The 22,496-nt window shown below is 46.3% G+C and carries 17 protein-coding genes, 5 tRNA genes, 3 rRNA genes and 1 riboswitch; of the genes, 19 read left to right on the top strand and 6 right to left on the bottom strand.

Annotation, left to right across the window (positions count from 1 at the left end; translation table 11 throughout):
* Positions 1-12: 12 nt before the first annotated feature.
* Positions 13-282, top strand: a complete 270-nt coding sequence (locus IHV80_RS16075; RefSeq protein WP_192889627.1) for a DUF1488 family protein — start codon at positions 13-15, stop codon at positions 280-282.
* On the opposite strand, the gene IHV80_RS16070 is transcribed toward IHV80_RS16075, so the two are convergent.
* Complete coding sequence (locus IHV80_RS16070; RefSeq protein WP_192889626.1) at positions 279-824, bottom strand: gamma carbonic anhydrase family protein; 546 nt, start codon at positions 822-824, stop codon at positions 279-281. The two genes, IHV80_RS16075 and IHV80_RS16070, sit on opposite strands and share 4 nt — an antisense overlap.
* Before the next feature lie 554 nt (positions 825-1,378).
* On the opposite strand from IHV80_RS16070, the gene IHV80_RS16065 reads away from it, so the two are divergent.
* The 16 genes from IHV80_RS16065 (at position 1,379) to thiH (ending at position 15,634) form a co-directional block, all read left to right on the top strand.
* Positions 1,379-2,924: ribosomal RNA gene (locus tag IHV80_RS16065) — 16S ribosomal RNA — on the top strand.
* A gap of 91 nt (positions 2,925-3,015) precedes the next feature.
* Positions 3,016-3,090 (top strand) — tRNA-Glu (locus tag IHV80_RS16060).
* A 2-nt stretch (positions 3,091-3,092) separates the two neighbouring features.
* Positions 3,093-3,168, top strand: a tRNA-Lys gene (locus IHV80_RS16055).
* A gap of 32 nt (positions 3,169-3,200) precedes the next feature.
* Positions 3,201-3,275: transfer RNA gene (locus IHV80_RS16050), tRNA-Val, on the top strand.
* 366 nt (positions 3,276-3,641) lie between these two features.
* Positions 3,642-6,517, top strand: a 23S ribosomal RNA gene (locus IHV80_RS16045).
* Between the two features lie 92 nt (positions 6,518-6,609).
* A 5S ribosomal RNA gene (gene rrf / locus IHV80_RS16040) occupies positions 6,610-6,725 on the top strand.
* The 16S, 23S and 5S rRNA genes sit together here with 5 tRNA genes alongside, the layout of an rRNA operon.
* A 67-nt stretch (positions 6,726-6,792) precedes the next feature.
* A tRNA-Asp gene (locus tag IHV80_RS16035) sits at positions 6,793-6,869 on the top strand.
* Positions 6,870-6,927: 58 nt separating this feature from the next.
* Positions 6,928-7,003, top strand: a tRNA-Trp gene (locus tag IHV80_RS16030).
* Positions 7,004-7,337: 334 nt separating this feature from the next.
* Positions 7,338-8,738 (top strand): multicopper oxidase family protein, encoded by a 1,401-nt coding sequence (locus IHV80_RS16025; RefSeq protein ID WP_192890782.1) that lies wholly within the window; start codon positions 7,338-7,340, stop codon positions 8,736-8,738.
* 100 nt (positions 8,739-8,838) lie between these two features.
* Positions 8,839-9,222, top strand: a complete 384-nt coding sequence (gene crcB, locus IHV80_RS16020) for a fluoride efflux transporter CrcB (RefSeq protein WP_029405270.1) — start codon at positions 8,839-8,841, stop codon at positions 9,220-9,222.
* 62 nt (positions 9,223-9,284) lie between these two features.
* Positions 9,285-9,383: riboswitch (TPP riboswitch) on the top strand.
* Positions 9,384-9,512: 129 nt separating this feature from the next.
* Entirely contained in the window at positions 9,513-11,462 is a 1,950-nt protein-coding gene (gene thiC / locus IHV80_RS16015; protein ID WP_192889625.1) for a phosphomethylpyrimidine synthase ThiC, read from the top strand.
* Positions 11,462-12,754: a thiamine phosphate synthase gene (locus IHV80_RS16010; protein WP_192889624.1), complete on the top strand. Its 1,293-nt coding sequence runs from the start codon at positions 11,462-11,464 to the stop codon at positions 12,752-12,754. Before thiC ends, IHV80_RS16010 begins: the two co-directional genes overlap by 1 nt.
* Positions 12,744-13,526, top strand: coding sequence for a HesA/MoeB/ThiF family protein (locus IHV80_RS16005; protein ID WP_192889623.1), 783 nt, complete (start codon positions 12,744-12,746; stop codon positions 13,524-13,526). The genes IHV80_RS16010 and IHV80_RS16005 overlap by 11 nt, the downstream gene beginning before the upstream one ends.
* Complete coding sequence (gene thiS / locus IHV80_RS16000) at positions 13,523-13,732, top strand: sulfur carrier protein ThiS (RefSeq protein WP_192889622.1); 210 nt, start codon at positions 13,523-13,525, stop codon at positions 13,730-13,732. The genes IHV80_RS16005 and thiS overlap by 4 nt, the downstream gene beginning before the upstream one ends.
* A gap of 2 nt (positions 13,733-13,734) precedes the next feature.
* Positions 13,735-14,499, top strand: coding sequence for a thiazole synthase (locus tag IHV80_RS15995; protein ID WP_192889621.1), 765 nt, complete (start codon positions 13,735-13,737; stop codon positions 14,497-14,499).
* Positions 14,500-14,506: 7 nt separating this feature from the next.
* Positions 14,507-15,634, top strand: coding sequence for a 2-iminoacetate synthase ThiH (gene thiH, locus IHV80_RS15990; RefSeq protein WP_192889620.1), 1,128 nt, complete (start codon positions 14,507-14,509; stop codon positions 15,632-15,634).
* Positions 15,635-15,765: 131 nt separating this feature from the next.
* Here thiH and IHV80_RS15985 read toward each other — a convergent pair whose 3' ends face one another.
* Both IHV80_RS15985 and IHV80_RS15980 read right to left on the bottom strand, forming a co-directional pair.
* Positions 15,766-17,556, bottom strand: coding sequence for an aminopeptidase P family protein (locus IHV80_RS15985; protein ID WP_192889619.1), 1,791 nt, complete (start codon positions 17,554-17,556; stop codon positions 15,766-15,768).
* A gap of 122 nt (positions 17,557-17,678) precedes the next feature.
* The gene (locus IHV80_RS15980; RefSeq protein ID WP_086715421.1) at positions 17,679-18,620 is read right to left on the bottom strand and encodes a LysR family transcriptional regulator; all 942 of its coding nucleotides are present in this window, start codon (positions 18,618-18,620) and stop codon (positions 17,679-17,681) included.
* 101 nt (positions 18,621-18,721) lie between these two features.
* Here IHV80_RS15980 and IHV80_RS15975 point away from each other — a divergent pair, with 101 nt between their 5' ends.
* A complete protein-coding gene (locus tag IHV80_RS15975) occupies positions 18,722-19,921 on the top strand; it encodes a multidrug effflux MFS transporter (RefSeq protein WP_029222012.1) in 1,200 nt (399 codons plus the stop codon).
* 102 nt (positions 19,922-20,023) lie between these two features.
* On the top strand, positions 20,024-20,305 hold the full coding sequence (gene tsrA, locus IHV80_RS15970; protein WP_016787602.1) for an H-NS-like global regulator TsrA: 282 nt from the start codon (positions 20,024-20,026) through the stop codon (positions 20,303-20,305).
* Between the two features lie 87 nt (positions 20,306-20,392).
* On the opposite strand, the gene IHV80_RS15965 is transcribed toward tsrA, so the two are convergent.
* The 3 genes from IHV80_RS15965 to bufB are packed head-to-tail and all read right to left on the bottom strand — an operon-like array spanning position 20,393 to position 22,477.
* Entirely contained in the window at positions 20,393-20,851 is a 459-nt protein-coding gene (locus tag IHV80_RS15965) for a DoxX family protein (RefSeq protein WP_102421329.1), read from the bottom strand.
* 1 nt (position 20,852) lies between these two features.
* Entirely contained in the window at positions 20,853-21,620 is a 768-nt protein-coding gene (locus tag IHV80_RS15960; protein WP_192889618.1) for an HvfC/BufC N-terminal domain-containing protein, read from the bottom strand.
* Positions 21,617-22,477: an MNIO family bufferin maturase gene (gene bufB / locus IHV80_RS15955; RefSeq protein WP_192889617.1), complete on the bottom strand. Its 861-nt coding sequence runs from the start codon at positions 22,475-22,477 to the stop codon at positions 21,617-21,619. Before bufB ends, IHV80_RS15960 begins: the two co-directional genes overlap by 4 nt.
* Positions 22,478-22,496 lie beyond the last annotated feature (19 nt).

The raw sequence follows: 22,496 nt of genomic DNA, 5'->3' as shown, positions 1-22,496 counted from the left end.
TATTTATAAAAAATGAATCAATCAATCCTATTTCCGGATATCCAAGATTGGGATGAAGAGAATCAATCAATCATCTTCCCAGCACAGCAGTCGGGTGCATTGATTGAATGTGTCATGTCTATTAAAGAATTATCACGACTGGCAGGTAAAGAGATAAAAGAGGGCGATCAAGCTCTAGTTATCTTTTCTGAGTTACGTTTCGATATTGAAGAGCTAGCGGAAGAGTTAATAGAAGAAGAGGAGTATGACTCCTCTAATCGGATTCAGATCAAAGCGCTTTAGACTGGAAGCACAGAGTCTAGATAGTCGTTTTTATTTTGAACATAGTTGTCAGCTGACTTCTGTAAAAAGGCACGCTCTTTATCATTTAATGGGCGTGCTTGTTTTACTGGGCTTCCTACATAGAGATAACCGCTTTCCAGTACTTTATTAGGCGGCACCAAGCTACCAGCACCAATCATCACTTCTTCTTTAATAATCACACCATCAAGCACGATAGCTCCCATACCAACAAGTACACGATCTTCAATGGTGCAACCATGCAGCATTACTTTATGTCCGATAGTGACATCATTACCTATTAGTAGAGGATAACCCTCAGGGTTTTCTGCATTCTTGTGGGTGACGTGCAAAACGCTTCCGTCTTGAATATTAGTTCTCTCTCCAATATGGATGTGGTTTACATCCCCTCGAGCTGCAACCAAAGGCCACACGCTAGAGTCGTTACCGATTTTGATATCACCAACCAGTACCGAACTTGTATCTATATAGACACCTTGTCCAATCTGAGGGGATATTCCTTTATAACTGCGTATTGAACTCATAAGTCCTCCTTTATATAGGCACCTTAAGCCCTTAATTAAGGGGAATACTAGTGAAAATGGGGTGTTTTGAACAAAAAACGCTCGAACAATCAAAAAAGTAAGAAAAACTTCAAAAAGGGCTTGCCAGTGTGATCGAAATCTCTATAATGCGACCTCGTTGAAACAGGAAGGCTTCGTAAGAAACCAAAACGAATCAGCAGGTCAAATTAGCCAAGCTAAGCGCTTGAAAAAGTTTTGAAAATAGTGGTTGACACTAAAACTTAAATCGCTAAAATGGCCGTCCGATTTGAGCGAAGCTCAAAAAGGAAAAGCTCTTTAACAATTTAAACCTATCAATCTGTGTGGGCACTCGTTGATGAATATCAAAACGTTTTATCGTTAGATAAAACAGATTCTTCGGAATCAAACTTGATTTCAATGAACTGAGTGACCAATACGTTTAACTACTTGTAGTTAATCGGCACAGTCAATTCATTACCATTCTGTTGGAATGGTAATAGCTTTAAAATTACATAGTAGTTTTGAAGTCAGTATTCGTTGAGTCACAAAATCTTAAATTGAAGAGTTTGATCATGGCTCAGATTGAACGCTGGCGGCAGGCCTAACACATGCAAGTCGAGCGGAAACGACACTAACAATCCTTCGGGTGCGTTAATGGGCGTCGAGCGGCGGACGGGTGAGTAATGCCTAGGAAATTGCCTTGATGTGGGGATAACCATTGGAAACGATGGCTAATACCGCATAATGCCTACGGGCCAAAGAGGGATCTTCGGACCTCTCGCGTCAAGATATGCCTAGGTGGGATTAGCTAGTTGGTGAGGTAATGGCTCACCAAGGCGACGATCCTAGCTGGTCTGAGAGGATGATCAGCCACACTGGAACTGAGACACGGTCCAGACTCCTACGGGAGGCAGCAGTGGGGAATATTGCACAATGGGCGAAAGCCTGATGCAGCCATGCCGCGTGTATGAAGAAGGCCTTCGGGTTGTAAAGTACTTTCAGTTGTGAGGAAGGGGTAGTGTTAATAGCGCTATCTCTTGACGTTAGCAACAGAAGAAGCACCGGCTAACTCCGTGCCAGCAGCCGCGGTAATACGGAGGGTGCGAGCGTTAATCGGAATTACTGGGCGTAAAGCGCATGCAGGTGGTTCATTAAGTCAGATGTGAAAGCCCGGGGCTCAACCTCGGAACTGCATTTGAAACTGGTGAACTAGAGTGCTGTAGAGGGGTAGAATTTCAGGTGTAGCGGTGAAATGCGTAGAGATCTGAAGGAATACCAGTGGCGAAGGCGGCCCCTGGACAGACACTGACACTCAGATGCGAAAGCGTGGGGAGCAAACAGGATTAGATACCCTGGTAGTCCACGCCGTAAACGATGTCTACTTGGAGGTTGTGGCCTTGAGCCGTGGCTTTCGGAGCTAACGCGTTAAGTAGACCGCCTGGGGAGTACGGTCGCAAGATTAAAACTCAAATGAATTGACGGGGCCCGCACAAGCGGTGGAGCATGTGGTTTAATTCGATGCAACGCGAAGAACCTTACCTACTCTTGACATCCAGAGAAGCCAGCGGAGACGCAGGTGTGCCTTCGGGAACTCTGAGACAGGTGCTGCATGGCTGTCGTCAGCTCGTGTTGTGAAATGTTGGGTTAAGTCCCGCAACGAGCGCAACCCTTATCCTTGTTTGCCAGCGAGTAATGTCGGGAACTCCAGGGAGACTGCCGGTGATAAACCGGAGGAAGGTGGGGACGACGTCAAGTCATCATGGCCCTTACGAGTAGGGCTACACACGTGCTACAATGGCGCATACAGAGGGCAGCAAGCTAGCGATAGTGAGCGAATCCCAAAAAGTGCGTCGTAGTCCGGATTGGAGTCTGCAACTCGACTCCATGAAGTCGGAATCGCTAGTAATCGTGAATCAGAATGTCACGGTGAATACGTTCCCGGGCCTTGTACACACCGCCCGTCACACCATGGGAGTGGGCTGCAAAAGAAGTGGGTAGTTTAACCTTTCGGGGAGGACGCTCACCACTTTGTGGTTCATGACTGGGGTGAAGTCGTAACAAGGTAGCCCTAGGGGAACCTGGGGCTGGATCACCTCCTTATACGAAGATATTTACGATGAGTGTCCACACAGATTGATTAGGTTTAGAAAGTAAAAGAGACGAAGAACTCCCAAGTTCTTCAATATCCAGTGTCCCGTTCGTCTAGAGGCCTAGGACACCGCCCTTTCACGGCGGTAACAGGGGTTCGACTCCCTACGGGATACCATTGGGTCGTTAGCTCAGTTGGTAGAGCAGTTGACTTTTAATCAATTGGTCGCAGGTTCGAATCCTGCACGACCCACCATTCTTTCTCCGCGAAGGAATTAAAACTATCGTGGGCGATTAGCTCAGTTGGGAGAGCACCTGCCTTACAAGCAGGGGTCACTGGTTCGAGCCCGGTATCGCCCACCATTCTCTAAATATTCTTGGTTATAGTCATATCCAAACCACTTCTTTTGTCGTTGGTTGGTGTGTTTGACCCTGAGAGTCTTTAGAAAATGTGAATTTTAGAACACTGGTTCTTAAAGTCTCATGCTCTTTAACAATTTGGAAGCTGACTGATTTGATTACTTACGAGTAATTCAAATCAAATTTAAAAGTTCTCAATGTTTATCTTTCATTAGATAAACACAACAAACACATTCAAGTGTCTTGTATTCGAATCAAATTTATTTGATTCACAATTGAGTCCGGCAAACAGTTATCAAGAATTAACCCTTCTTGATGACAACCAAAAACCGGTTGGTTGCCATACACTAAGACCCTTTCGGGTTGTATGGTTAAGTGACTAAGCGTACACGGTGGATGCCTTGGCAGTCAGAGGCGATGAAAGACGTAATAACTTGCGATAAGCCCAGATTAGGTAGTAATAACCTTTTGAGTCTGGGATTTCTGAATGGGAAACCCACGTGCATAAGCACGTATCCTGTTGTGAATACATAGCAACAGGAGGCAAACCGGGAACTGAAACATCTAAGTACCCCGAGGAAGAGAAATCAACCGAGATTCCGAAAGTAGCGGCGAGCGAAATTGGATTAGCCCTTAAGCTTTTAATGATGCAGGTGAAGAGTCTGGAAAGTCTCGCAATAAAGGGTGATAGCCCCGTAACCGACACATCATAATCAGTGAAATCGAGTAGGGCGGGACACGTGATATCCTGTCTGAATATGGGGACCATCCTCCAAGGCTAAATACTACTGACTGACCGATAGTGAACCAGTACCGTGAGGGAAAGGCGAAAAGAACCCCTGTGAGGGAGTGAAATAGAACCTGAAACCGTGTACGTACAAGCAGTAGGAGCACCTTCGTGGTGTGACTGCGTACCTTTGTATAATGGGTCAGCGACTTAATTTTAGTAGCAAGGTTAACCGTTTAGGGGAGCCGTAGGAAACCGAGTCTTAACTGGGCGTACAGTTGCTAGGATTAGACCCGAAACCAGGTGATCTAGCCATGGGCAGGTTGAAGGTTGAGTAACATCAACTGGAGGACCGAACCGACTAATGTTGAAAAATTAGCGGATGACTTGTGGCTAGGGGTGAAAGGCCAATCAAACCTGGAGATAGCTGGTTCTCCCCGAAAGCTATTTAGGTAGCGCCTCGGACGAATACTACTGGGGTAGAGCACTGTTAAGGCTAGGGGTCATCCCGACTTACCAACCCTTTGCAAACTCCGAATACCAGTAAGTACTATCCGGGAGACACACGGCGGGTGCTAACGTCCGTCGTGGAGAGAAACAACCCAGACCGCCAGCTAAGGTCCCAAAGTATAGCTAAGTGGAAACGATGTGGGAAGGCTCAGACAGCCAGGATGTTGGCTTAGAAGCAGCCATCATTTAAAGAAAGCGTAATAGCTCACTGGTCGAGTCGGCCTGCGCGGAAGATGTAACGGGGCTAAGCTATACACCGAAGCTGCGGCTACGTACCTTAGGGTATGTGGGGTAGGGAGCGTTCTGTAAGCCGTTGAAGGTGGTCTGTAAGGGCTGCTGGAGGTATCAGAAGTGCGAATGCTGACATGAGTAACGATAAAGGGAGTGAAAAACTCCCTCGCCGGAAGACCAAGGGTTCCTGTCCAACGTTAATCGGGGCAGGGTAAGTCGACTCTAAGGCGAGGCCGAAAGGCGTAGTCGATGGGAAACGGGTTAATATTCCCGTACTTCTTACAATTGCGATGGGGGACGGAGAAGGCTAGGTGGGCCTGGCGACGGTTGTCAGGTTCAAGTATGTAGGCGGAAAGTTTAGGTAAATCCGGACTTTCTTTAACGCTGAGATACGATGTCGAGCTACTACGGTAGTGAAGTCATTGATGCCATGCTTCCAGGAAAAGCCTCTAAGCTTCAGATTGTAAGGAATCGTACCCCAAACCGACACAGGTGGTCGGGTAGAGAATACCAAGGCGCTTGAGAGAACTCGGGTGAAGGAACTAGGCAAAATGGTACCGTAACTTCGGGAGAAGGTACGCTCTTATCAGTGAAGTCCCTTGCGGATGGAGCAGACGAGAGTCGCAGATACCAGGTGGCTGCAACTGTTTATTAAAAACACAGCACTGTGCAAAATCGTAAGATGACGTATACGGTGTGACGCCTGCCCGGTGCCGGAAGGTTAATTGATGGGGTTAGACTTCGGTCGAAGCTCTTGATCGAAGCCCCGGTAAACGGCGGCCGTAACTATAACGGTCCTAAGGTAGCGAAATTCCTTGTCGGGTAAGTTCCGACCTGCACGAATGGCGTAATGATGGCCACGCTGTCTCCACCCGAGACTCAGTGAAATTGAAATCGCTGTGAAGATGCAGTGTACCCGCGGCTAGACGGAAAGACCCCGTGAACCTTTACTACAGCTTGGCACTGAACATTGAACCTACATGTGTAGGATAGGTGGGAGACTATGAAACCGCGTCGCTAGATGTGGTGGAGTCGTCCTTGAAATACCACCCTTGTAGTTTTGATGTTCTAACGTTGGCCCCTGAATCGGGGTTACGGACAGTGCCTGGTGGGTAGTTTGACTGGGGCGGTCTCCTCCCAAAGAGTAACGGAGGAGCACGAAGGTGGGCTAAACACGGTTGGACATCGTGTGGTTAGTGCAATGGCATAAGCCCGCTTGACTGCGAGAATGACAATTCGAGCAGGTGCGAAAGCAGGTCATAGTGATCCGGTGGTTCTGAATGGAAGGGCCATCGCTCAACGGATAAAAGGTACTCCGGGGATAACAGGCTGATACCGCCCAAGAGTTCATATCGACGGCGGTGTTTGGCACCTCGATGTCGGCTCATCACATCCTGGGGCTGAAGTCGGTCCCAAGGGTATGGCTGTTCGCCATTTAAAGTGGTACGCGAGCTGGGTTTAGAACGTCGTGAGACAGTTCGGTCCCTATCTGCCGTGGGCGTTGGAAAATTGAAAGGGCTGCTCCTAGTACGAGAGGACCGGAGTGGACGAACCTCTGGTGTTCGGGTTGTCATGCCAATGGCATTGCCCGGTAGCTAAGTTCGGAATCGATAACCGCTGAAAGCATCTAAGCGGGAAGCGAGCCTTGAGATGAGTTTTCCCTGGCGCTATAAGCGTCCTAAAGGGTTGTCGTAGACTACGACGTTGATAGGCAGGGTGTGTAAGTGCTGCGAGGCATTGAGCTAACCTGTACTAATTGCCCGTGAGGCTTAACCATACAACACCCAAGGGGTTTTGTGGACTCAAAGACAGACCTTGAATGAGTTTGAAGAGACACTTTTAGATTAGCTTTCCGAATTTTAAAATTTGCTTGGCGACCATAGCATTGTGGACCCACCTGATTCCATGCCGAACTCAGAAGTGAAACACAATAGCGCCGATGGTAGTGTGGGGTTTCCCCATGTGAGAGTAGGACATCGCCAGGCTTTAAATTAAATCTTTAGGTTGACCGACCTGGAGATATGGACGCTCACTTAGTGAGTTGACCACTGCGGAGTGGTAGTTCAGTTGGTTAGAATACCGGCCTGTCACGCCGGGGGTCGCGGGTTCGAGTCCCGTCCACTCCGCCACTTATTCGATAACCTCGCCTAGTGCGAGGTTTTCGAATCTGAAGTAAGATAAAGTTTTAGGGTGTAGCTCCAATTGGCAGAGCAGCGGATTCCAAATCCGCGTGTTGGGAGTTCGAATCTCTCCACCCCTGCCATATTTAAAGCCTCAGCAGAAATGCTGGGGCTTTTATACCTGTTACTTTTTGAAAGTGATGTTGGGATCTATGTCGCCAGCCCAGTCGAGTATTTTGAGTACAGTCTCAGCTCACTCAGCCAAATTTAAGGCTCCAGACTACGCGTCCCGGCAGAAATGCGGAGCCTTTTGCTTTCTGTTTGTTCGATTTTTAGCCGATAATTCCTATCTTTAATAAAGCTCAATCTTAAAAATGTAAGTACTTACTTATTTCTACTTCTTTTATAAACAATCGACAGCACAACCCCACTTCTTTATGAGAATTATTCTCAATATTTTGTTACATTTTGGTCGTTATTACTAAAGGCAACAAATATGGATATTTCCGTCGTAAGTTTATTCAATCATCTCTCGCTATATCTGCACTAACTGTTTTGCCCGCTTGTTCTATGAAGCAGTCTGTTAATGGGCAAGGTAAGTATGTTTATGACTTAACTGCTGAACCTTCAACCGCTGAGTTGGTGAAGGGATTTAGTACTAATGTTTTAGCCTTTAATGGACAGATTCCTGCTCCGACGATTCGGTGTCGACAGGGTGAAAAGGTCACAATTCGTTTTACCAATAAGCTATCAGAACCTACGACTATTCATTGGCATGGCTTAAGAATTCCTATCGAAATGGATGGAGTTCCCTTCTTAAGTCAGCCACCGATCATGCCAGACGAAACATTCATTTATGAGTTTACACCGCCAGATGCTGGCACATTTTGGTATCACCCACACATGAACAGCGTTAAACAACTTGGCATGGGCTTGGTCGGGCTCATTATTGTCGAAGAGAGTACGCCAGTTCAGTTCGATGAAGAGCATGCTCTGATGCTTAAACATTGGCATATCGACAAACAAGGTCAGTGGAAAGACTTGATGATCCCTCGCCTCAGCGCTCGTATGGGCACGCAAGGAGAGTGGAGTAGCGTCAATGGAATACATGAACCTATCTATCAATTGAAGCAGCACGCAACGACTAGGCTGCGTATCGCGAATGTTGATAACACGATTACCTATCCGATTGCTATTGAAGGGGCAGAAGCATGGGTCATTGCCATTGATGGTAACCCTGTAAAGACACCTTATAAGCTGACTCAACATAAAATTGGCCCGGGTATGCGTGTCGATCTTGGGCTTATTGCTCCCAAGGTGGGTGGGCGAGTGAATGTCCTTCAAATGAAGGGACGTTTTCCTTTTTCCTTGTGTGAATTTGAGGTCGTAGGCTCAACGCTTATAGAAGGCCAAGCACTTCCGTTATTACCTCTTAATCCTGTGCCTAACTTAGATCTCGTCAACGCAGAAGAGATCGATTTTGTGTTTGAGTGGGAAGGTGCGGTATCACCGGTATCTAAAGATGGGAAGTTCATGCCTAAGTTTTGGCTCACTAATAAGCGTGCATGGGAGGGAATGAGCAAAGACAATATTCCAGAGCCATTGGCGACTTTAGAGTTAGGTAAGACTTACATATTCGATCTTAAGAACGTCACTCAATATCATCACCCGATTCATATTCATGGTCATACATTTACTGTATTGGAACTTGATGGTAAAAAAATTGAAGAACCTTTCCATACCGATACAGTGTTACTTGGAAAAAACGGCCGAGCTAAAGCTGCATTTGTTGCAGACAACCCAGGACGTTGGATGTACCACTGTCATGTAATTGAGCACATGAAAACGGGACTAATGGGATATATTGAAGTTAAGTGACACCTGTAACGTTTGATTTTTGCGCATGAATTCTAAGTTTCTACCCTCGCTTTTATCGGCGGTAAAGCTAGAATATAGGGACTGTTATTTGGGAGGATTCATGGGTCAGTTATCTATTTTAGGTTTTATTGCCATTGGTGGCGCATTTGGTGCTTGTTCGCGCTATTTGATTTCAGAGTTATGTGTGGTGATGCTCGGGCGTGGTTTTCCTTATGGTACGCTAACCGTTAACGTGATTGGCTCTTTCATTATGGGCTTGCTCATCGCCGCATTCGAGAATGAGATGGTTGCGACAGAACCATGGAGACAGATCATCGGTCTTGGTTTCCTTGGAGCACTGACTACATTTTCTACATTTTCGATGGATAACGTGCTTCTTATGCAGCAGGGCGCTTTCTTTAAGATGGGACTCAATGTGCTACTCAACGTGGTTCTCAGCATATCAGCAGCATGGATCGGCTTCCAACTTTTGATAAAGTCTTAAAACTTTCTTACGATTTGTTAACAACTCGGCTTGGTTTATCCAAGCCGTTTTTATATACTCGATCGAACTTGTCGGAGTGCCATATGGCTGAGACCGTTAACTCGGGATCCGTTGAACCTGATCAGGCTAATACCTGCGAAGGGAACAAGAGTAGATATCTAACTAGAATCCTTCTAGAGATCTATCTCCAGATCACAACTGTATTTCTTACCGTGATCCCTCTTGTAGCATCTAATCCGTCAAGCATTTTTATCCCTATAAATAATGGCTAAAAGCCAAGGAAAAATGCTATGTCGAGTCGTAAACAAGCAAGACTGGAAGCGAAGAATTTCATTGATTCTTTATCCGTACAACCTTACCCAAATTCAAAAAAGGCTTACATCCAAGGATCTCGAGAGGACATTCAAGTCCCTGTACGAGAAATATCACTTGCTGACAGCCTAGTTGGTGGCACCAAAAAAGAGCCTGTATTCGAACCTAATGCACCCATTCAAGTTTACGATACCTCAGGTGTTTACACAGACCCTACACACGAAATAGACCTGTATAGCGGTCTTCCTAAGTTGCGAGAGCAATGGATTGAAGAGCGTGGTGATACGGAACTGTTAGACGATGTAAGCTCTGTTTACACTAAAGAACGTTTAGAAGATGAATCCCTAGACGACCTTCGTTACGGAAACCTACCTAGAATTCGTCGCGCGACAGACAATCAATGTGTTACCCAACTGCATTATGCTCGTCAGGGTATTATCACTCCTGAGATGGAGTACATAGCGATACGTGAGAACATGGGACGTCAGAAGTTCGCTGACGAGCAACTTAACCACCAACATCCTGGCCATAATTTTGGCGCAAACCTACCGAAAGAAATCACCCCTGAGTTCGTACGTAAAGAGGTTGCTGAAGGTCGAGCTATTATCCCTTCAAACATCAACCACCCAGAATCAGAACCTATGATTATTGGCCGAAACTTCTTAGTGAAAGTGAACGCCAATATCGGTAACTCTTCAGTAAGCTCTTCAATTGAAGAAGAAGTTGAGAAGTTAGTATGGTCAACCCGCTGGGGTGGCGACACCGTAATGGACCTTTCTACTGGACGTAATATCCACGAGACTCGTGAATGGATCCTGCGTAACAGTCCTGTGCCGATTGGTACGGTTCCTATGTATCAAGCGCTTGAAAAAGTGAATGGCGTTGCTGAAGACCTCAATTGGGAAGTGATGCGCGATACCTTGATTGAACAAGCAGAGCAGGGCGTTGATTACTTTACTATCCACGCAGGTTTGCTGCTTCGTTACGTACCTATGACGGCTAAACGTGTGACTGGCATTGTCTCTCGTGGTGGATCTATTATCGCGAAATGGTGTCTTGCACATCATCAGGAAAGCTTCCTATACACACACTTCCGCGAGATCTGCGAGATCTGTGCGAAGTACGATGTTGCTCTGTCATTAGGTGACGGCCTACGTCCTGGCTCGATTGCAGATGCCAATGATGAGGCTCAATTCTCTGAGTTACGCACTCTCGGTGAGTTGACTAAAGTGGCTTGGGAATATGACGTTCAGGTGATCATTGAAGGCCCTGGACATGTACCTATGCATCTTATTAAAGAGAACATGGACGAGCAGTTAGAGCACTGCCATGAAGCGCCTTTCTATACTTTAGGTCCACTGACTACAGATATTGCGCCGGGTTATGACCATATTACCTCTGGTATTGGTGCTGCCATGATCGGTTGGTACGGCTGTGCGATGCTTTGTTATGTAACTCCTAAAGAGCATTTAGGCTTGCCAAACAAAGAAGATGTGAAGACTGGCTTGATTACTTACAAGCTGGCAGCACATGCTGCAGACTTGGCAAAAGGGCACCCGGGCGCACAAATCCGAGATAATGCATTATCTAAAGCGCGTTTTGAATTCCGTTGGGAAGACCAATTTAATCTAGCTTTAGATCCGGAAACAGCACGTTCTTTCCACGATGAAACCCTGCCACAAGAGTCGGGCAAGGTTGCTCACTTCTGCTCTATGTGTGGTCCTAAGTTCTGCTCGATGAAAATTTCTCAAGAAGTTCGAGAGTATGCGAAAGACACAGAACAAGTAGCCGCTGATCAGGCTATCGAGATTAAGATGCTGGATAACCCGTTGGAGGGAATGCGTCAAAAATCACAAGAGTTCCGTGATACTGGCTCTGAACTTTACCACCCTGCAGTAGGCGCAAAAGAAGCTCAATTAGAGGAATAATGACAGTGAAGATTCTCATCCCATCTCAAGACATCGAGTTAACGGGGGAGGTTCAAAACTGTCTATTGGTTGCTAAGCGACAAGGTTTAGCAACTGATGCAGTTGAGTTGGGTGTAAGCCCAACTCATTACTTCTCTGTCGTTGATGCTCAACACGTATTATCTATTGGCTTCGCTCATGATGTTGATTCATTAGCGGAGTGTAAGTTAGCGGAACTGAACCACGTCGTTGATTACAGTCATTCAGTCGCGTTAACTGACGTTTGTGATGCCTTTACTCAAGCTTCGAACACCATCTATATCGGAATATCCGATGATTCAGCTGTACTGGATATCTGGTCACACCTAAATGCTAATCGTGCTATCAAGAGTGAAACTACAGCTCATCAGGAGTTAGATAAGCGCGGCCACTTCGCTTGGTTACTTACTTTGTTGGCGCTGGAATTCCCATTAGAAGACGCATTGGTTTTAGCTCGCGCAGCGTCTAATGTTTCACGTGGAACATGGCCAGCACATTACCAAAACTTTCCAATTCCAGCTCTTGAAGATCAACGATTGGATATAAGCGTTGGTTGGGCTAACCAAGGGACAGTACTTTCTTTTCCTGAGCTGAGTAAGAATAGTCTCGGATTATACCCAGTGGTTGATGATGTTGAGTGGATCGAAAGGCTGCTTAAGCTCGGGATTAACACCGTCCAGCTGCGTATTAAGAACCCTAAGCAAGCGGATTTGGAACAACAAGTCGCACGAGCAATCGAGCTTGGTCGAGACCATAACGCTCAGGTCTTTATTAATGATTATTGGCAGCTTGCGCTCAAGCATAACGCTTTTGGTGTTCATTTGGGGCAAGAGGATATTGAAGAATCCAACCTATCTCAGTTGAGCCAAGCGGGCATTAAGATTGGTCTTTCGACTCATGGCTATTACGAGTTGCTGCGCATTGTTCAAATTAACCCAAGCTATATCGCGCTGGGGCACATCTTCCCAACAACAACTAAACAGATGCCATCGAAGCCTCAGGGTTTAGTTCGTTTATCTTTGTATCAACAGCTGATTGATACTATCCCGTACACAGAACAACTCATCGGTTATCCGACGGTTGCTATTGGCGGTATTGACCAATCGACAGCTGAGCAGGTGTGGGAATGTGGGGTGTCGAGTTTGGCAGTGGTACGTGCGATTACATTGGCAGAAGACCCACAAAAAGTGATCGAATTTTTCGAAAAACTGATGACGCCGAAATATCCAGCTACCAAAGAAGAGGTTATGCAGGAGCCTAGCTATGTTGAGTGACTTTGAATTTATTCGTTATCAACGACAAATTGCGTTACCTGAAGTGGGTGAGCAAGGACAACGCAACCTACTAAATAGTCATGTGCTGTTGATTGGTTGTGGCGGCTTAGGTAATGCTGCGGCTCTTTACCTCGCGGCTTCTGGTGTTGGAAAGCTCGTGCTGGTCGATGATGATTGTGTAGATTCGTCTAACCTGCAACGACAGGTCGCGTTCAGGGAAAGTCAGTTAGGTTCGTCTAAGGTTGAAGCTCTGAAGCAACAACTGAGTGAGCTCAATGGTCGCAGCCAAGTAAGAACCATCAATCAACGAATGAGTGAAAGCCAGCTTGAACTTGAAGTGATGTTGGCTGATTTAGTGTTGGATTGTACTGACAACTTCGAGTCACGCCAAAAGGTTAACCAAGCATGTTTCAGCACTAAGACCCCTTTGATTTCCGGTTCTGCAATTGGCTGGAAAGGTCAGTTTGTCGTTTTTGATTATCAGAACCAGAATGGATGTTATCACTGCTTGTTCCCATTCAATCATCATCCACAAACGACTCGTTGTAGCGATAGCGGCATCATCGGCCCGGTTGTTGGCACCATAGGTAACCTTCAAGCTTTGGCTGCTATTCAACGTTTAACTCGTGGTGAGTTTCAGGTCGCAACACATCAGCTCAAACTGTTCGATGGCCAAACGATGAATTGGCAAAACCTAATGGTCACTCAAGATAGTGAATGTCCCGTGTGCAGTGCGTCTGTAGTTAAACATTTAGAAGAAGAAACCCAATGAGTCATATAACGATCTCAATAAACGAACAACCAGAACAGGTAGCGCACTCGTCGTCTCTAGCCGACATTATCCAAGTTCTATCATTACCTGATCTAGGTTGTGTGTTTGCTATCAATAATGCGGTTGTCCCACGTAGTCAGTGGCAACAAACGGTCGTCAATGAAGGCGATGCTATTTCTCTTTTCCAAGCTATTGCAGGGGGCTAACCATGTTAACCATCGCAGATAAAACGTTTCAATCGCGTCTGTTCACTGGAACCGGCAAGTTCGCAAACAAGCATTTGATGGCTAGCGCTATCGAGGCTTCAGGCTCGCAACTGGCGACCATGGCGCTGAAGAGAGTCGATATTCGCTCCGAGCAAGACGATATCCTACAACCCATCATGGATGCTGGCGTGAACTTACTACCGAATACATCAGGTGCTAAGAATGCAAAAGACGCAATCTTTGCTGCGCATTTGGCTCGTGAAGCGTTGGGCACAAACTGGCTAAAACTTGAGATTCACCCAGATCCAAAGTACTTGATGCCAGACCCAATCGAGACACTTAACGCTGCTGAGCAACTAGTGAAAGATGGCTTTGTTGTGTTGCCTTATTGCCACGCCGACCCTGTATTGTGTAAGCGCTTAGAAGAGGTTGGTTGTGCTGCTGTGATGCCACTCGGTGCACCGATTGGTTCTAATAAGGGAATCGCGTCAGCCGACTTCCTGGAGATCATTATCGACCAAGCTAATGTTCCTGTGATTGTGGATGCTGGCATAGGTGCTCCTTCTCATGCTGCGCGAGCAATGGAAATGGGTGCAGACGCAGTGTTAGTGAATACTGCGATTGCAGCTTCTCAACAGCCTGTTGAAATGGCGATTGCTTTTAAGTTGGCAGTTGAAGCGGGTCGTATGGCTTACCTTGCAGGGCTAGCTGGTCAGGTATCTCACGCGGTTGCTTCAAGCCCGTTAACCTCATTCCTAGACGAGTAGTATTGCCATGACGTTTGTTGATCGATTTAAACAGCTCAACTGGGATGACATCGGTATGTCCATCTTTAGTAAAACGGCGGCGGATGTTGAACGCGCTCTGAGTAAACCTAAACGTGACTTAGAAGATTTTAAGGCTTTAATTTCTCCGGCAGCAGAACCTTACTTAGAGCAGATGGCACAACAATCGTTGGCGCTAACTCGCAAGCGATTTGGCAATACGGTGTCGCTTTATATTCCTTTGTACCTATCTAACCTGTGCGCTAACGCGTGCACGTATTGTGGTTTCTCAATGGAGAACCGTATCAAGCGCCGAACGCTTACTTTGGATGAAATTGATGCTGAAAGTGCGGCGATCAAAAAGATGAAGTTCGATAGCGTTTTGTTGGTCACCGGTGAACATGAAACCAAGGTTGGGATGAATTACTTTCGACAGGTGTTGCCGAATATCAAAAAGCAATTTAACTACCTTGCGATGGAAGTGCAGCCACTTGATCAACAAGATTACGCAGAACTTAAAACTCTCGGTTTAGATGCGGTGATGGTTTATCAAGAGACCTATCAGCCTAGGACCTACGCTGAGCATCACCTACGTGGTAATAAAATGGACTTTGAATATCGTCTTGAAACCCCCGATCGCTTGGCAAAGGCGGGGATCGATAAGATAGGTATTGGTGCCTTGATTGGTTTGGAAGATTGGCGAACCGACTGCTTCTTTGTAGCTGCTCACTTAGATTACCTAGAACGTTATTATTGGCAGACTCGCTACTCAATTTCGTTCCCGCGTCTTCGCCCGTGTGAAGGCGGAGAGTCTAGTGGAGGCTTACAGCCTAAGTCGGTAATGAGCGATAAACAGTTGGTTCAGCTTATCTGCGCGTATCGACTCTTGAATCCTGAGGTCGAGTTATCTCTATCTACTCGAGAGTCAGCAACTTTCCGCGATAACGTGCTGCCTTTGGGTATCACGAGTATGTCGGCGGCTTCTAAAACCCAACCTGGCGGTTATGCTTCCGGTGAAGAAGAGCTTGAGCAGTTTGAGATCAGTGATGAGAGAAGTGCAGCTGATGTTGAGTCGATGATTCGTCAGCGTGGTTTTGACCCAGTGTGGCGTGATTGGCACAGTGCCTATTCTGGTTAGTCAATGTTGGTTGATGTTCCACGTGAAACATCGTAATGATACAGGCAAATAAAAACGGCTACCTTTGGGTAGCCGTTTTAATATCTAACTGAGCTAACTAATTTTGGTTCAGTTATCTGCCTAGCAAGGCATTAAGCGTGAGCAAGTGGTGTTGTTGATTGGCGTAGCCATTCCAGCGTATCACCTTCAACTAATGGACTAACGTCGTTCCAAACTTTCTGATGGTAGTCGTTCAGCCACGCCAGTTCAGGTCGTGTTAGTAGATCGACGTTGATGTTGCGCTTATCGATAGGGCAACGTGTCAGCGATTCAAACGTCAATACCGAGAAGTCACCTTGAGTTGGAAGTTCAACAACCAGTTCTAGGTTCTCGATACGGATACCAAACTCATCGGCACGGTAGTAACCCGGCTCGTTTGACAACACCATGCCTTCAACAAGAGGTACGTCGATCAGCTTCTTAGAGATGCTTTGCGGACCTTCATGAACACTTAGGAAGTGACCAACACCGTGACCAGTACCGTGGTCGTAATCGAAGCCTTCTGCCCATAAGTGCTGACGCGCTAGGATATCAAGTTGGAAACCGCGAGTGCCTTGTGGGAAACGAGCGCGTGCAATACCGATGTGACCCTTAAGTGCAAGAGTGAACTGTTGAATCATTTCTTCGCTTGGCTGGCCAATTGCGATAGTACGTGTGATGTCTGTTGTGCCATCTAGGTACTGACCGCCAGAATCGACTAGGTATAGCGTATTCATTTCTAGCTGACCTGGCTCTGGTTGGTTCTCATGGTTGTAGTGACACATGGCTGCGTTTCCGCCTGCCGCTGAAATTGTGTCGAAACTTAGATCCATCAGTGTTGGGTCTTGTTCGCGGAACGACTGTACTTTGTCAGCCAACACCGCTTCGTTGTGCAGGTTACCTTGCGCGACTTCGGCGTCAATCCAAGATAAGAACTTCGCCATCGCAACACCATCACGAATGTGACACGCTTTCATGCCAGCAATTTCAGTTGCGTTCTTAGCAGCTTTTGGCATTAAGCATGGGTCTGCTGCTTCAATGATATGTGCGCCAGCGTTTTGTAGAACAAGCGTGTACCAAGCATTGCTTGTGCCTGAATCGACAGATACATTTTTGCTTTCTAAAGATTGAAGGCGCGCTTCAAGCTCTGATGGGTGAGAAACTCGAATACCATTACCAACGTGTGCTTCAAAGCCTGTTGGGATGCGTGCTGGGTCTAGGAAGAAATCGACACTTTCATCGGCGTGAATGATCGCGTTGGATAACACAACAGGTAGGCGGGATACGTCCAAACCACGAATGTTAAGCAACCAACATATTGAGTCAAGCTCGGTAAGGATAGCGGCGTCCGCACCTTTTGCTTTTAGTAAGCCAGCAATCTCGGCGCGCTTACTCTCGCTTGATTGACCAACGGCGTCTGTTGCCATTAGGCGAACATCGGATACCACAGGCTCAGGGCGATTAGACCAAAGCTCATCAATTGGATTAGAAGAGAGTGTTGTTAGCTCAACTTTCTCTGCCAGTTTTGCTTGTGCGCCTTTCAACCAAGCTGCGGTGTGCATGCGTGGGTCGAAGGCAACCTTACTGCCTTGTGGCAATGAATTGATGATCCAATCTAAAGCCGGTTCTTCAATAAGGTGGCGATACTCAAATAACTCTGCTGGTACTTGCTTACGAACCTGAACGGTGTAGCGACCATCAACAAAAATAGCAGCAGTTTCACGAGTGATAACTGCGGCACCGGCAGAACCAGTGAAACCTGTTAACCAGTGAAGTCGCTCGTTATGAGCTGGAACGTATTCACCTAGGTATTCGTCTTCGTGTGGAATGATAACGGCATCTAGGTTGTTTGTTTCAAGCCAAGCTCGAACCGCAGCAACGCGTTCAGCAGTGATATTGTGCATCTGTGTTTATCCTTATTGTTAGGGTCCTTGTTAACACTCACAGTCGATATACATGTGAGGGGACTTATTAGGTCAATAAGCTAGCGCTTTTGTTCGTTTGCTGCAAACGCTGTACGCCATTTTTATCTAAGGTGCAGAGTTTTTTCTTTGATGATATCTCGCAGCCAAGTTAAGGCTGGGTCATTTTCTCTGTCGCGGTGCCAAAACAGAGTGTATGCCATCGGTGGGAATTCCATCGGTAAAGGGACAACCACTAAGTCGAGTTGCTTGGCGACGAGGTAAGTAAAATGACTTGGTGCGGTAAACACAAAGTCGGTGTAGGTACACAAGCTTGCTGCGCTATTGAAGTCTGGAACAGAAATAGCGATATCGCGCTGATGACCAAGATCAGCCAGTTTGTAGTCGAGCAGCCAGCGGTCGTTACCGTCACACCTTACTTGCACATGACGTTGTGCAAGGTAGGTTTCCAGATCCCATTTACCGCTCAGAGCTGGGTGGTTGCGTCTTAACACACACATCTGTGCATCACGATAGATCTCTTGTTCGCAAATATCATCTGGTGGCAGCATAGTCAGGCGCGCATCGTTGATGTCGATATCTTTACCCGTGAGTCCGATATCTAGTTCACCAAGCTGCAATTTCTTAAAGGTTTGCTCCGTCCAAGCATGGGTATTGATATTCACCTTAGGGGCTTGTCGAAATATAGCCGGTAAGAAGTGGGGAAGAATCAGCGGGTAAACACTCTCAACAGCCGCAATATGAAAACTGTGGTCGCTGTTGTTGGGAATGAACGTCTCTGGTTGGGTAAGCACATCAAGTTGATTGATCAGCGTTTCTAATCGAGGCTTTAGAAATAAAGCCTTAGGTGTTGGTCGTAGGCCATGAGCACTTCGCGTAAAAAGGGGGTCATTAAATTGCTCACGTAGCTTGGCTAGCGACTTACTCACAGCCGATTGGCTCAAGCATAATCGGTGTGCGGTGCGAGTGACACTCAGCTCTTCCATCAGCACCTGCAAGCAAACCAATAGATTGAGGTCGAGGCGTGATAGTTTCTCGATATTCATGTGAGTTTCCTATTTGGAATAATACTAATGAGTATATGCCATTTTTGTTCATATCTTTAGTTGGTTATTATGCACCTAAATTAACTCATTCGGAGAATCTTGTGCCTTCTAACGCGCTTCCAACCCCTAGTAAACTGCAGGTTGCTTTATTGGCAATGCTGGTTCTATTTAGCCCTCTGGCTATAGATATTTATCTTCCAGCTCTGCCACAAATTTCAACAGCGTTTCACGTGGAACATGCACTAGCACAAGATACGATTACTTGGTTTTTATTCGCCATGGGTGTCGGGCAATTATTTGCAGGCCCTTTGGCTGATAAGTTAGGACGTCGAACCGTTGCATTGGGAGGTGTTAGTATCTATGCATTGAGTGCTTGCTTGGCGTGGGCAGCTCAATCGATTGATATGATGCTAATAGCTCGGCTGCTACAAGGCTTAGGAGCTTGTGCGACTTCTGTAGCAGCCTTTGCGACGGTTCGCGATCTATTTGGCCCTGAGAAGAGTGGCCGTATGATCAGTTACCTCAATGGTGCTATTTGCTTTATTCCTGCACTGGCACCGATTCTTGGTGCTTGGTTGACTCAACAGTTTGGCTGGCGCTCGAACTTCAGCTTTATGGCTGTGTTTGCTGTCGTGGTTGGCACCATTTTGTTTTTCCAGATGAAAGAGTCTAACCCAGCGACAGAAAAGGTCGCGGTGTTCAAACTTGAGCGTTACTGGTCTGTACTGAAAACACCATCATTCATTTTCCATGCGACATTGTGCTTGATGGCGATGGCAGTAATCCTTGCTTACGTTACCTCTGCACCTGTTGTGTTGATGGAAAACCTAGGTTTGACGATGAACGAATTTACCTTCTGGTTTGGTATTAACGCGGTTATCAACATTACGGCTGCATTCACTGCGCCGAAGTTCATGGACCGTTTTGGTACTTACAAAGCACTGGTTGTCGGTATTTCAACGCTTGGCTTAGCGGGAGTAGTTATGCTGGTGCTTGCTGAGCATGCAAGCGCTATCGCGTTCATGTTGCCGATCTTCTTATCTTCAGTTGGTTTCGCTTGGATTCTTGGTGCTGCGGCGGGTAAAGCTCTGGAACCTTTCGGTGACCGTGCGGGTACTGCTGCTGCACTACTTGGCTTGTTCCAAATGAGTGGTTCAGGGTTACTCGTTGGTACCATGCAACGTCTTGATTTAACGTCTCAAGTGATGATTGCGCTGCAAATGTTCCTGATTGTTCCAGCATTGTTAGTGCTTGCGAGCAAAGCCGGTAAGTCGTGGCACACGACGTTTGCCAAGGCGTAAATCTCAAGGGTGACAAAATATACAAATGGCGGTTTTCGAAACCTTAAAACATGGTATATTTGTCACTCATTGAAACGTTAGTCCCCAACGGAAAATACTGTAATGTCATTAACAACCTACGAAATGGCGCGCATCTTAGAACAAATGGAAGATGCACCTGAAAAGGTCATGTTTGGTAAATTGCTTAAAGAGCTAGGAAACCAAAGTGAAGAGCGTATTCGCAGTGCGGCAAAACAAGTTCCAATCGACACTTTGCGAGATATCATTTACCAATTTCAACGCGTGGTTGAATCTCGTAAAGGTGAACAAGTTCAGCTACTAGCAAAAGAGCTGGCAGAGCAAGGTATTTCAGCTGAGGAATTACAAGCTTTTCTAAGCAAGTAGTTTGTTACCAGTTAAAAAGAAACCACTCATTTGAGTGGTTTTTTGCGTTTTGGGATTATGTAAATTTAGACTCTGTGGAAAAGAGGCTTAGCTTCTGAACTGCGCTTTCAAGATTCTATCCAATGAAAATGGTCCAGCGCCCCATACAACGACGATAAGAATCATTAATCCCCAAAGCTGATGATCGTAGAAGCCTTGCGCCCACAATACAGGGTATGACACGACGGCCATGATATTGAAAACGAACAGCACAGCAGCCATAGGTCTTGTTAATAGACCAAGCGCTAAGAACACCGGTAGAATCAATTCAGCGGCAGTACCCATATAGGCCGCTAACTCCCAAGGTAACAGTGGGACTTGGTATTCCAATTCAAACAAGTAAAGGGTGCTATCCCAAGTTGCTATCTTGGTGAGCCCAGAGTTAAAGAAGACCCACGCCACCCATAGGCGGCAAAACAGAAGTAGGACAGGAACAAAAAGTGCCTGTGATTTCTCAATCAAATTGTCGTATTGAGCCATCATGTTCGTGACTGTGTTGTTATCCATATTATGTCTCCAATTCGGCATCGATTGAAAAACCTGAGATGACGTTAAGCGCTATGACAGTATTCAGGTGTTGTAGTAGTGAAGGGTCAATTTCAGCGAGCGCTTGACCCGATTGCAATTCGGTTAATAGTTGGTGGCATTTTTCTGTCAAACAATGACTCTCAACCCGTGAATTCTCAGCTCGGATTAACACCCCAAACTCGGCTTGATTAATGTCTAGCCCGTCGAGTTGTTGCTGATAGATAGCTTGCTCAAGCGCAATCATTGTATAGCTAGAATTGACTAGCGTTATTGAATCTTTGAGGTGAAAGACTAAAGCGCCTTGTTGTTCTTGTGGCACATCAGCCAAACAAGAAAGGGAGCGTTGGTCGACATGTGATTCTGAAACACATCTTACTAAGCTATCTTTTTGCCATTCATACAAAGTCACTTCAGCGAGATAAGGTGCAGCCTCAATAACGGCAGGAAAGGCTCGGATAGTCTGTTCAAAATGTTCCCCATAACCGCTGACATCACCAGAGGTTGATGGATAACTTAAGACATGTTGACGAGCCATCTGTTGGAAGCACTCTTCACCAACCAGCATTTCAGTGAGTGGATAGGTTGCTGCCAGTACTTCGCTCAAGCTAATCACAAAGTTATTACGGTAAATCTGGATGCGCTGCTCATCAGTAAAATGGTCGCTCACTATGTCGCAATGCTCACCATTGTTTTGATAGCGTAATGCGTTCGCAAACTCTGATTGAACATCTGCTAGGGAGTGGCTCATGATGCGCGACTCCTTTGGTTGAACTTGTCGTGTTGATACAAGACATCACTGGCTTTGGTTGCTTCAGCCAATAAGACTTGTGGTTCTGGGATATCTAGATCCCACTCAATCAAGGTATGGCGCAAACCATGTTGTGCTATCCAGTCAGTGTAGAGTTGCCACACTTCATCACAGACAGGTTTGCTGTGGGTGTCTATCCAGATCTCACCTTGTTCAAGCTTCTTTTTGGTAAAACCTGCCAAGTGAATCTCTTCCACCTTGTCCGCAGGAATTCCGCTTAAGTATTCTTCACAGCTGAAGCCATGATTAAAAGATGAGACAAAAATATTATTGAAATCGAGTAATAGTCGACACTCGGTGCGCTTCTGTACCTCGGCCAAAAATTCCCACTCTGGGATTGTTGAATGCTTGAAGGCAAGGTAGCTCGATGGGTTCTCAATCAGCATAGGGCGTTGCAGGATGTCTTGCACCTCGATGACATTGCAGCAAAAGACTTCTAACGCCTCTTCGGTATAAGGCAGCGGCAGCAAGTCATTGAAGTAATGACCGCCGGTCTGACTCCAGCTGAGATGGTCAGAAACCAAGAAGGGTTCGATATCATCAATGAGTTCTTTTAACTGTACGAGATGATGTTGATTGATGCGATCAACAGAACCTAGCGACAATCCAACACCGTGACAGCTGATGTTGTGTGCGCTACGAATCTCTCTCAGTTGTTGACGTTGCGGTGATTGAGCTAAAAAGTAGTTCTCGCTGTGCACCTCTAACCAACTCACTAAAGCTGGGTTTTGGCTAAAGAAGTCCAAGTGCGGTGTTCTAAGGCCAACCCCTGCGTTGGGATGAAGAGTTTGAGTCACAACGATTCTCCTAATAGGA

Origin of the sequence: Vibrio bathopelagicus, assembly GCF_014879975.1 — a bacterium.
Classification (GTDB): domain Bacteria; phylum Pseudomonadota; class Gammaproteobacteria; order Enterobacterales; family Vibrionaceae; genus Vibrio; species Vibrio bathopelagicus.
Note: the sequence above shows the minus strand (reverse complement) of the source record. Positions and strands in the feature narration are given on the sequence as shown.

What these genes read in the sequence shown, in the direction of transcription:
- IHV80_RS16075 (WP_192889627.1), top strand. Translation starts at nt 13, where the DNA reads ATGAATCAATCAATCCTATTTCCGGATATCCAAGATTGGGATGAAGAG.
- IHV80_RS16070 (WP_192889626.1), bottom strand. Translation starts at nt 824, where the DNA reads ATGAGTTCAATACGCAGTTATAAAGGAATATCCCCTCAGATTGGACAA.
- crcB (WP_029405270.1), top strand. Translation starts at nt 8,839, where the DNA reads ATGGGTCAGTTATCTATTTTAGGTTTTATTGCCATTGGTGGCGCATTT.
- thiC (WP_192889625.1), top strand. Translation starts at nt 9,513, where the DNA reads ATGTCGAGTCGTAAACAAGCAAGACTGGAAGCGAAGAATTTCATTGAT.
- IHV80_RS16010 (WP_192889624.1), top strand. Translation starts at nt 11,462, where the DNA reads ATGACAGTGAAGATTCTCATCCCATCTCAAGACATCGAGTTAACGGGG.
- IHV80_RS16005 (WP_192889623.1), top strand. Translation starts at nt 12,744, where the DNA reads ATGTTGAGTGACTTTGAATTTATTCGTTATCAACGACAAATTGCGTTA.
- thiS (WP_192889622.1), top strand. Translation starts at nt 13,523, where the DNA reads ATGAGTCATATAACGATCTCAATAAACGAACAACCAGAACAGGTAGCG.
- IHV80_RS15995 (WP_192889621.1), top strand. Translation starts at nt 13,735, where the DNA reads ATGTTAACCATCGCAGATAAAACGTTTCAATCGCGTCTGTTCACTGGA.
- thiH (WP_192889620.1), top strand. Translation starts at nt 14,507, where the DNA reads ATGACGTTTGTTGATCGATTTAAACAGCTCAACTGGGATGACATCGGT.
- IHV80_RS15985 (WP_192889619.1), bottom strand. Translation starts at nt 17,556, where the DNA reads ATGCACAATATCACTGCTGAACGCGTTGCTGCGGTTCGAGCTTGGCTT.
- IHV80_RS15980 (WP_086715421.1), bottom strand. Translation starts at nt 18,620, where the DNA reads ATGAATATCGAGAAACTATCACGCCTCGACCTCAATCTATTGGTTTGC.
- tsrA (WP_016787602.1), top strand. Translation starts at nt 20,024, where the DNA reads ATGTCATTAACAACCTACGAAATGGCGCGCATCTTAGAACAAATGGAA.
- IHV80_RS15965 (WP_102421329.1), bottom strand. Translation starts at nt 20,851, where the DNA reads ATGGATAACAACACAGTCACGAACATGATGGCTCAATACGACAATTTG.
- IHV80_RS15960 (WP_192889618.1), bottom strand. Translation starts at nt 21,620, where the DNA reads ATGAGCCACTCCCTAGCAGATGTTCAATCAGAGTTTGCGAACGCATTA.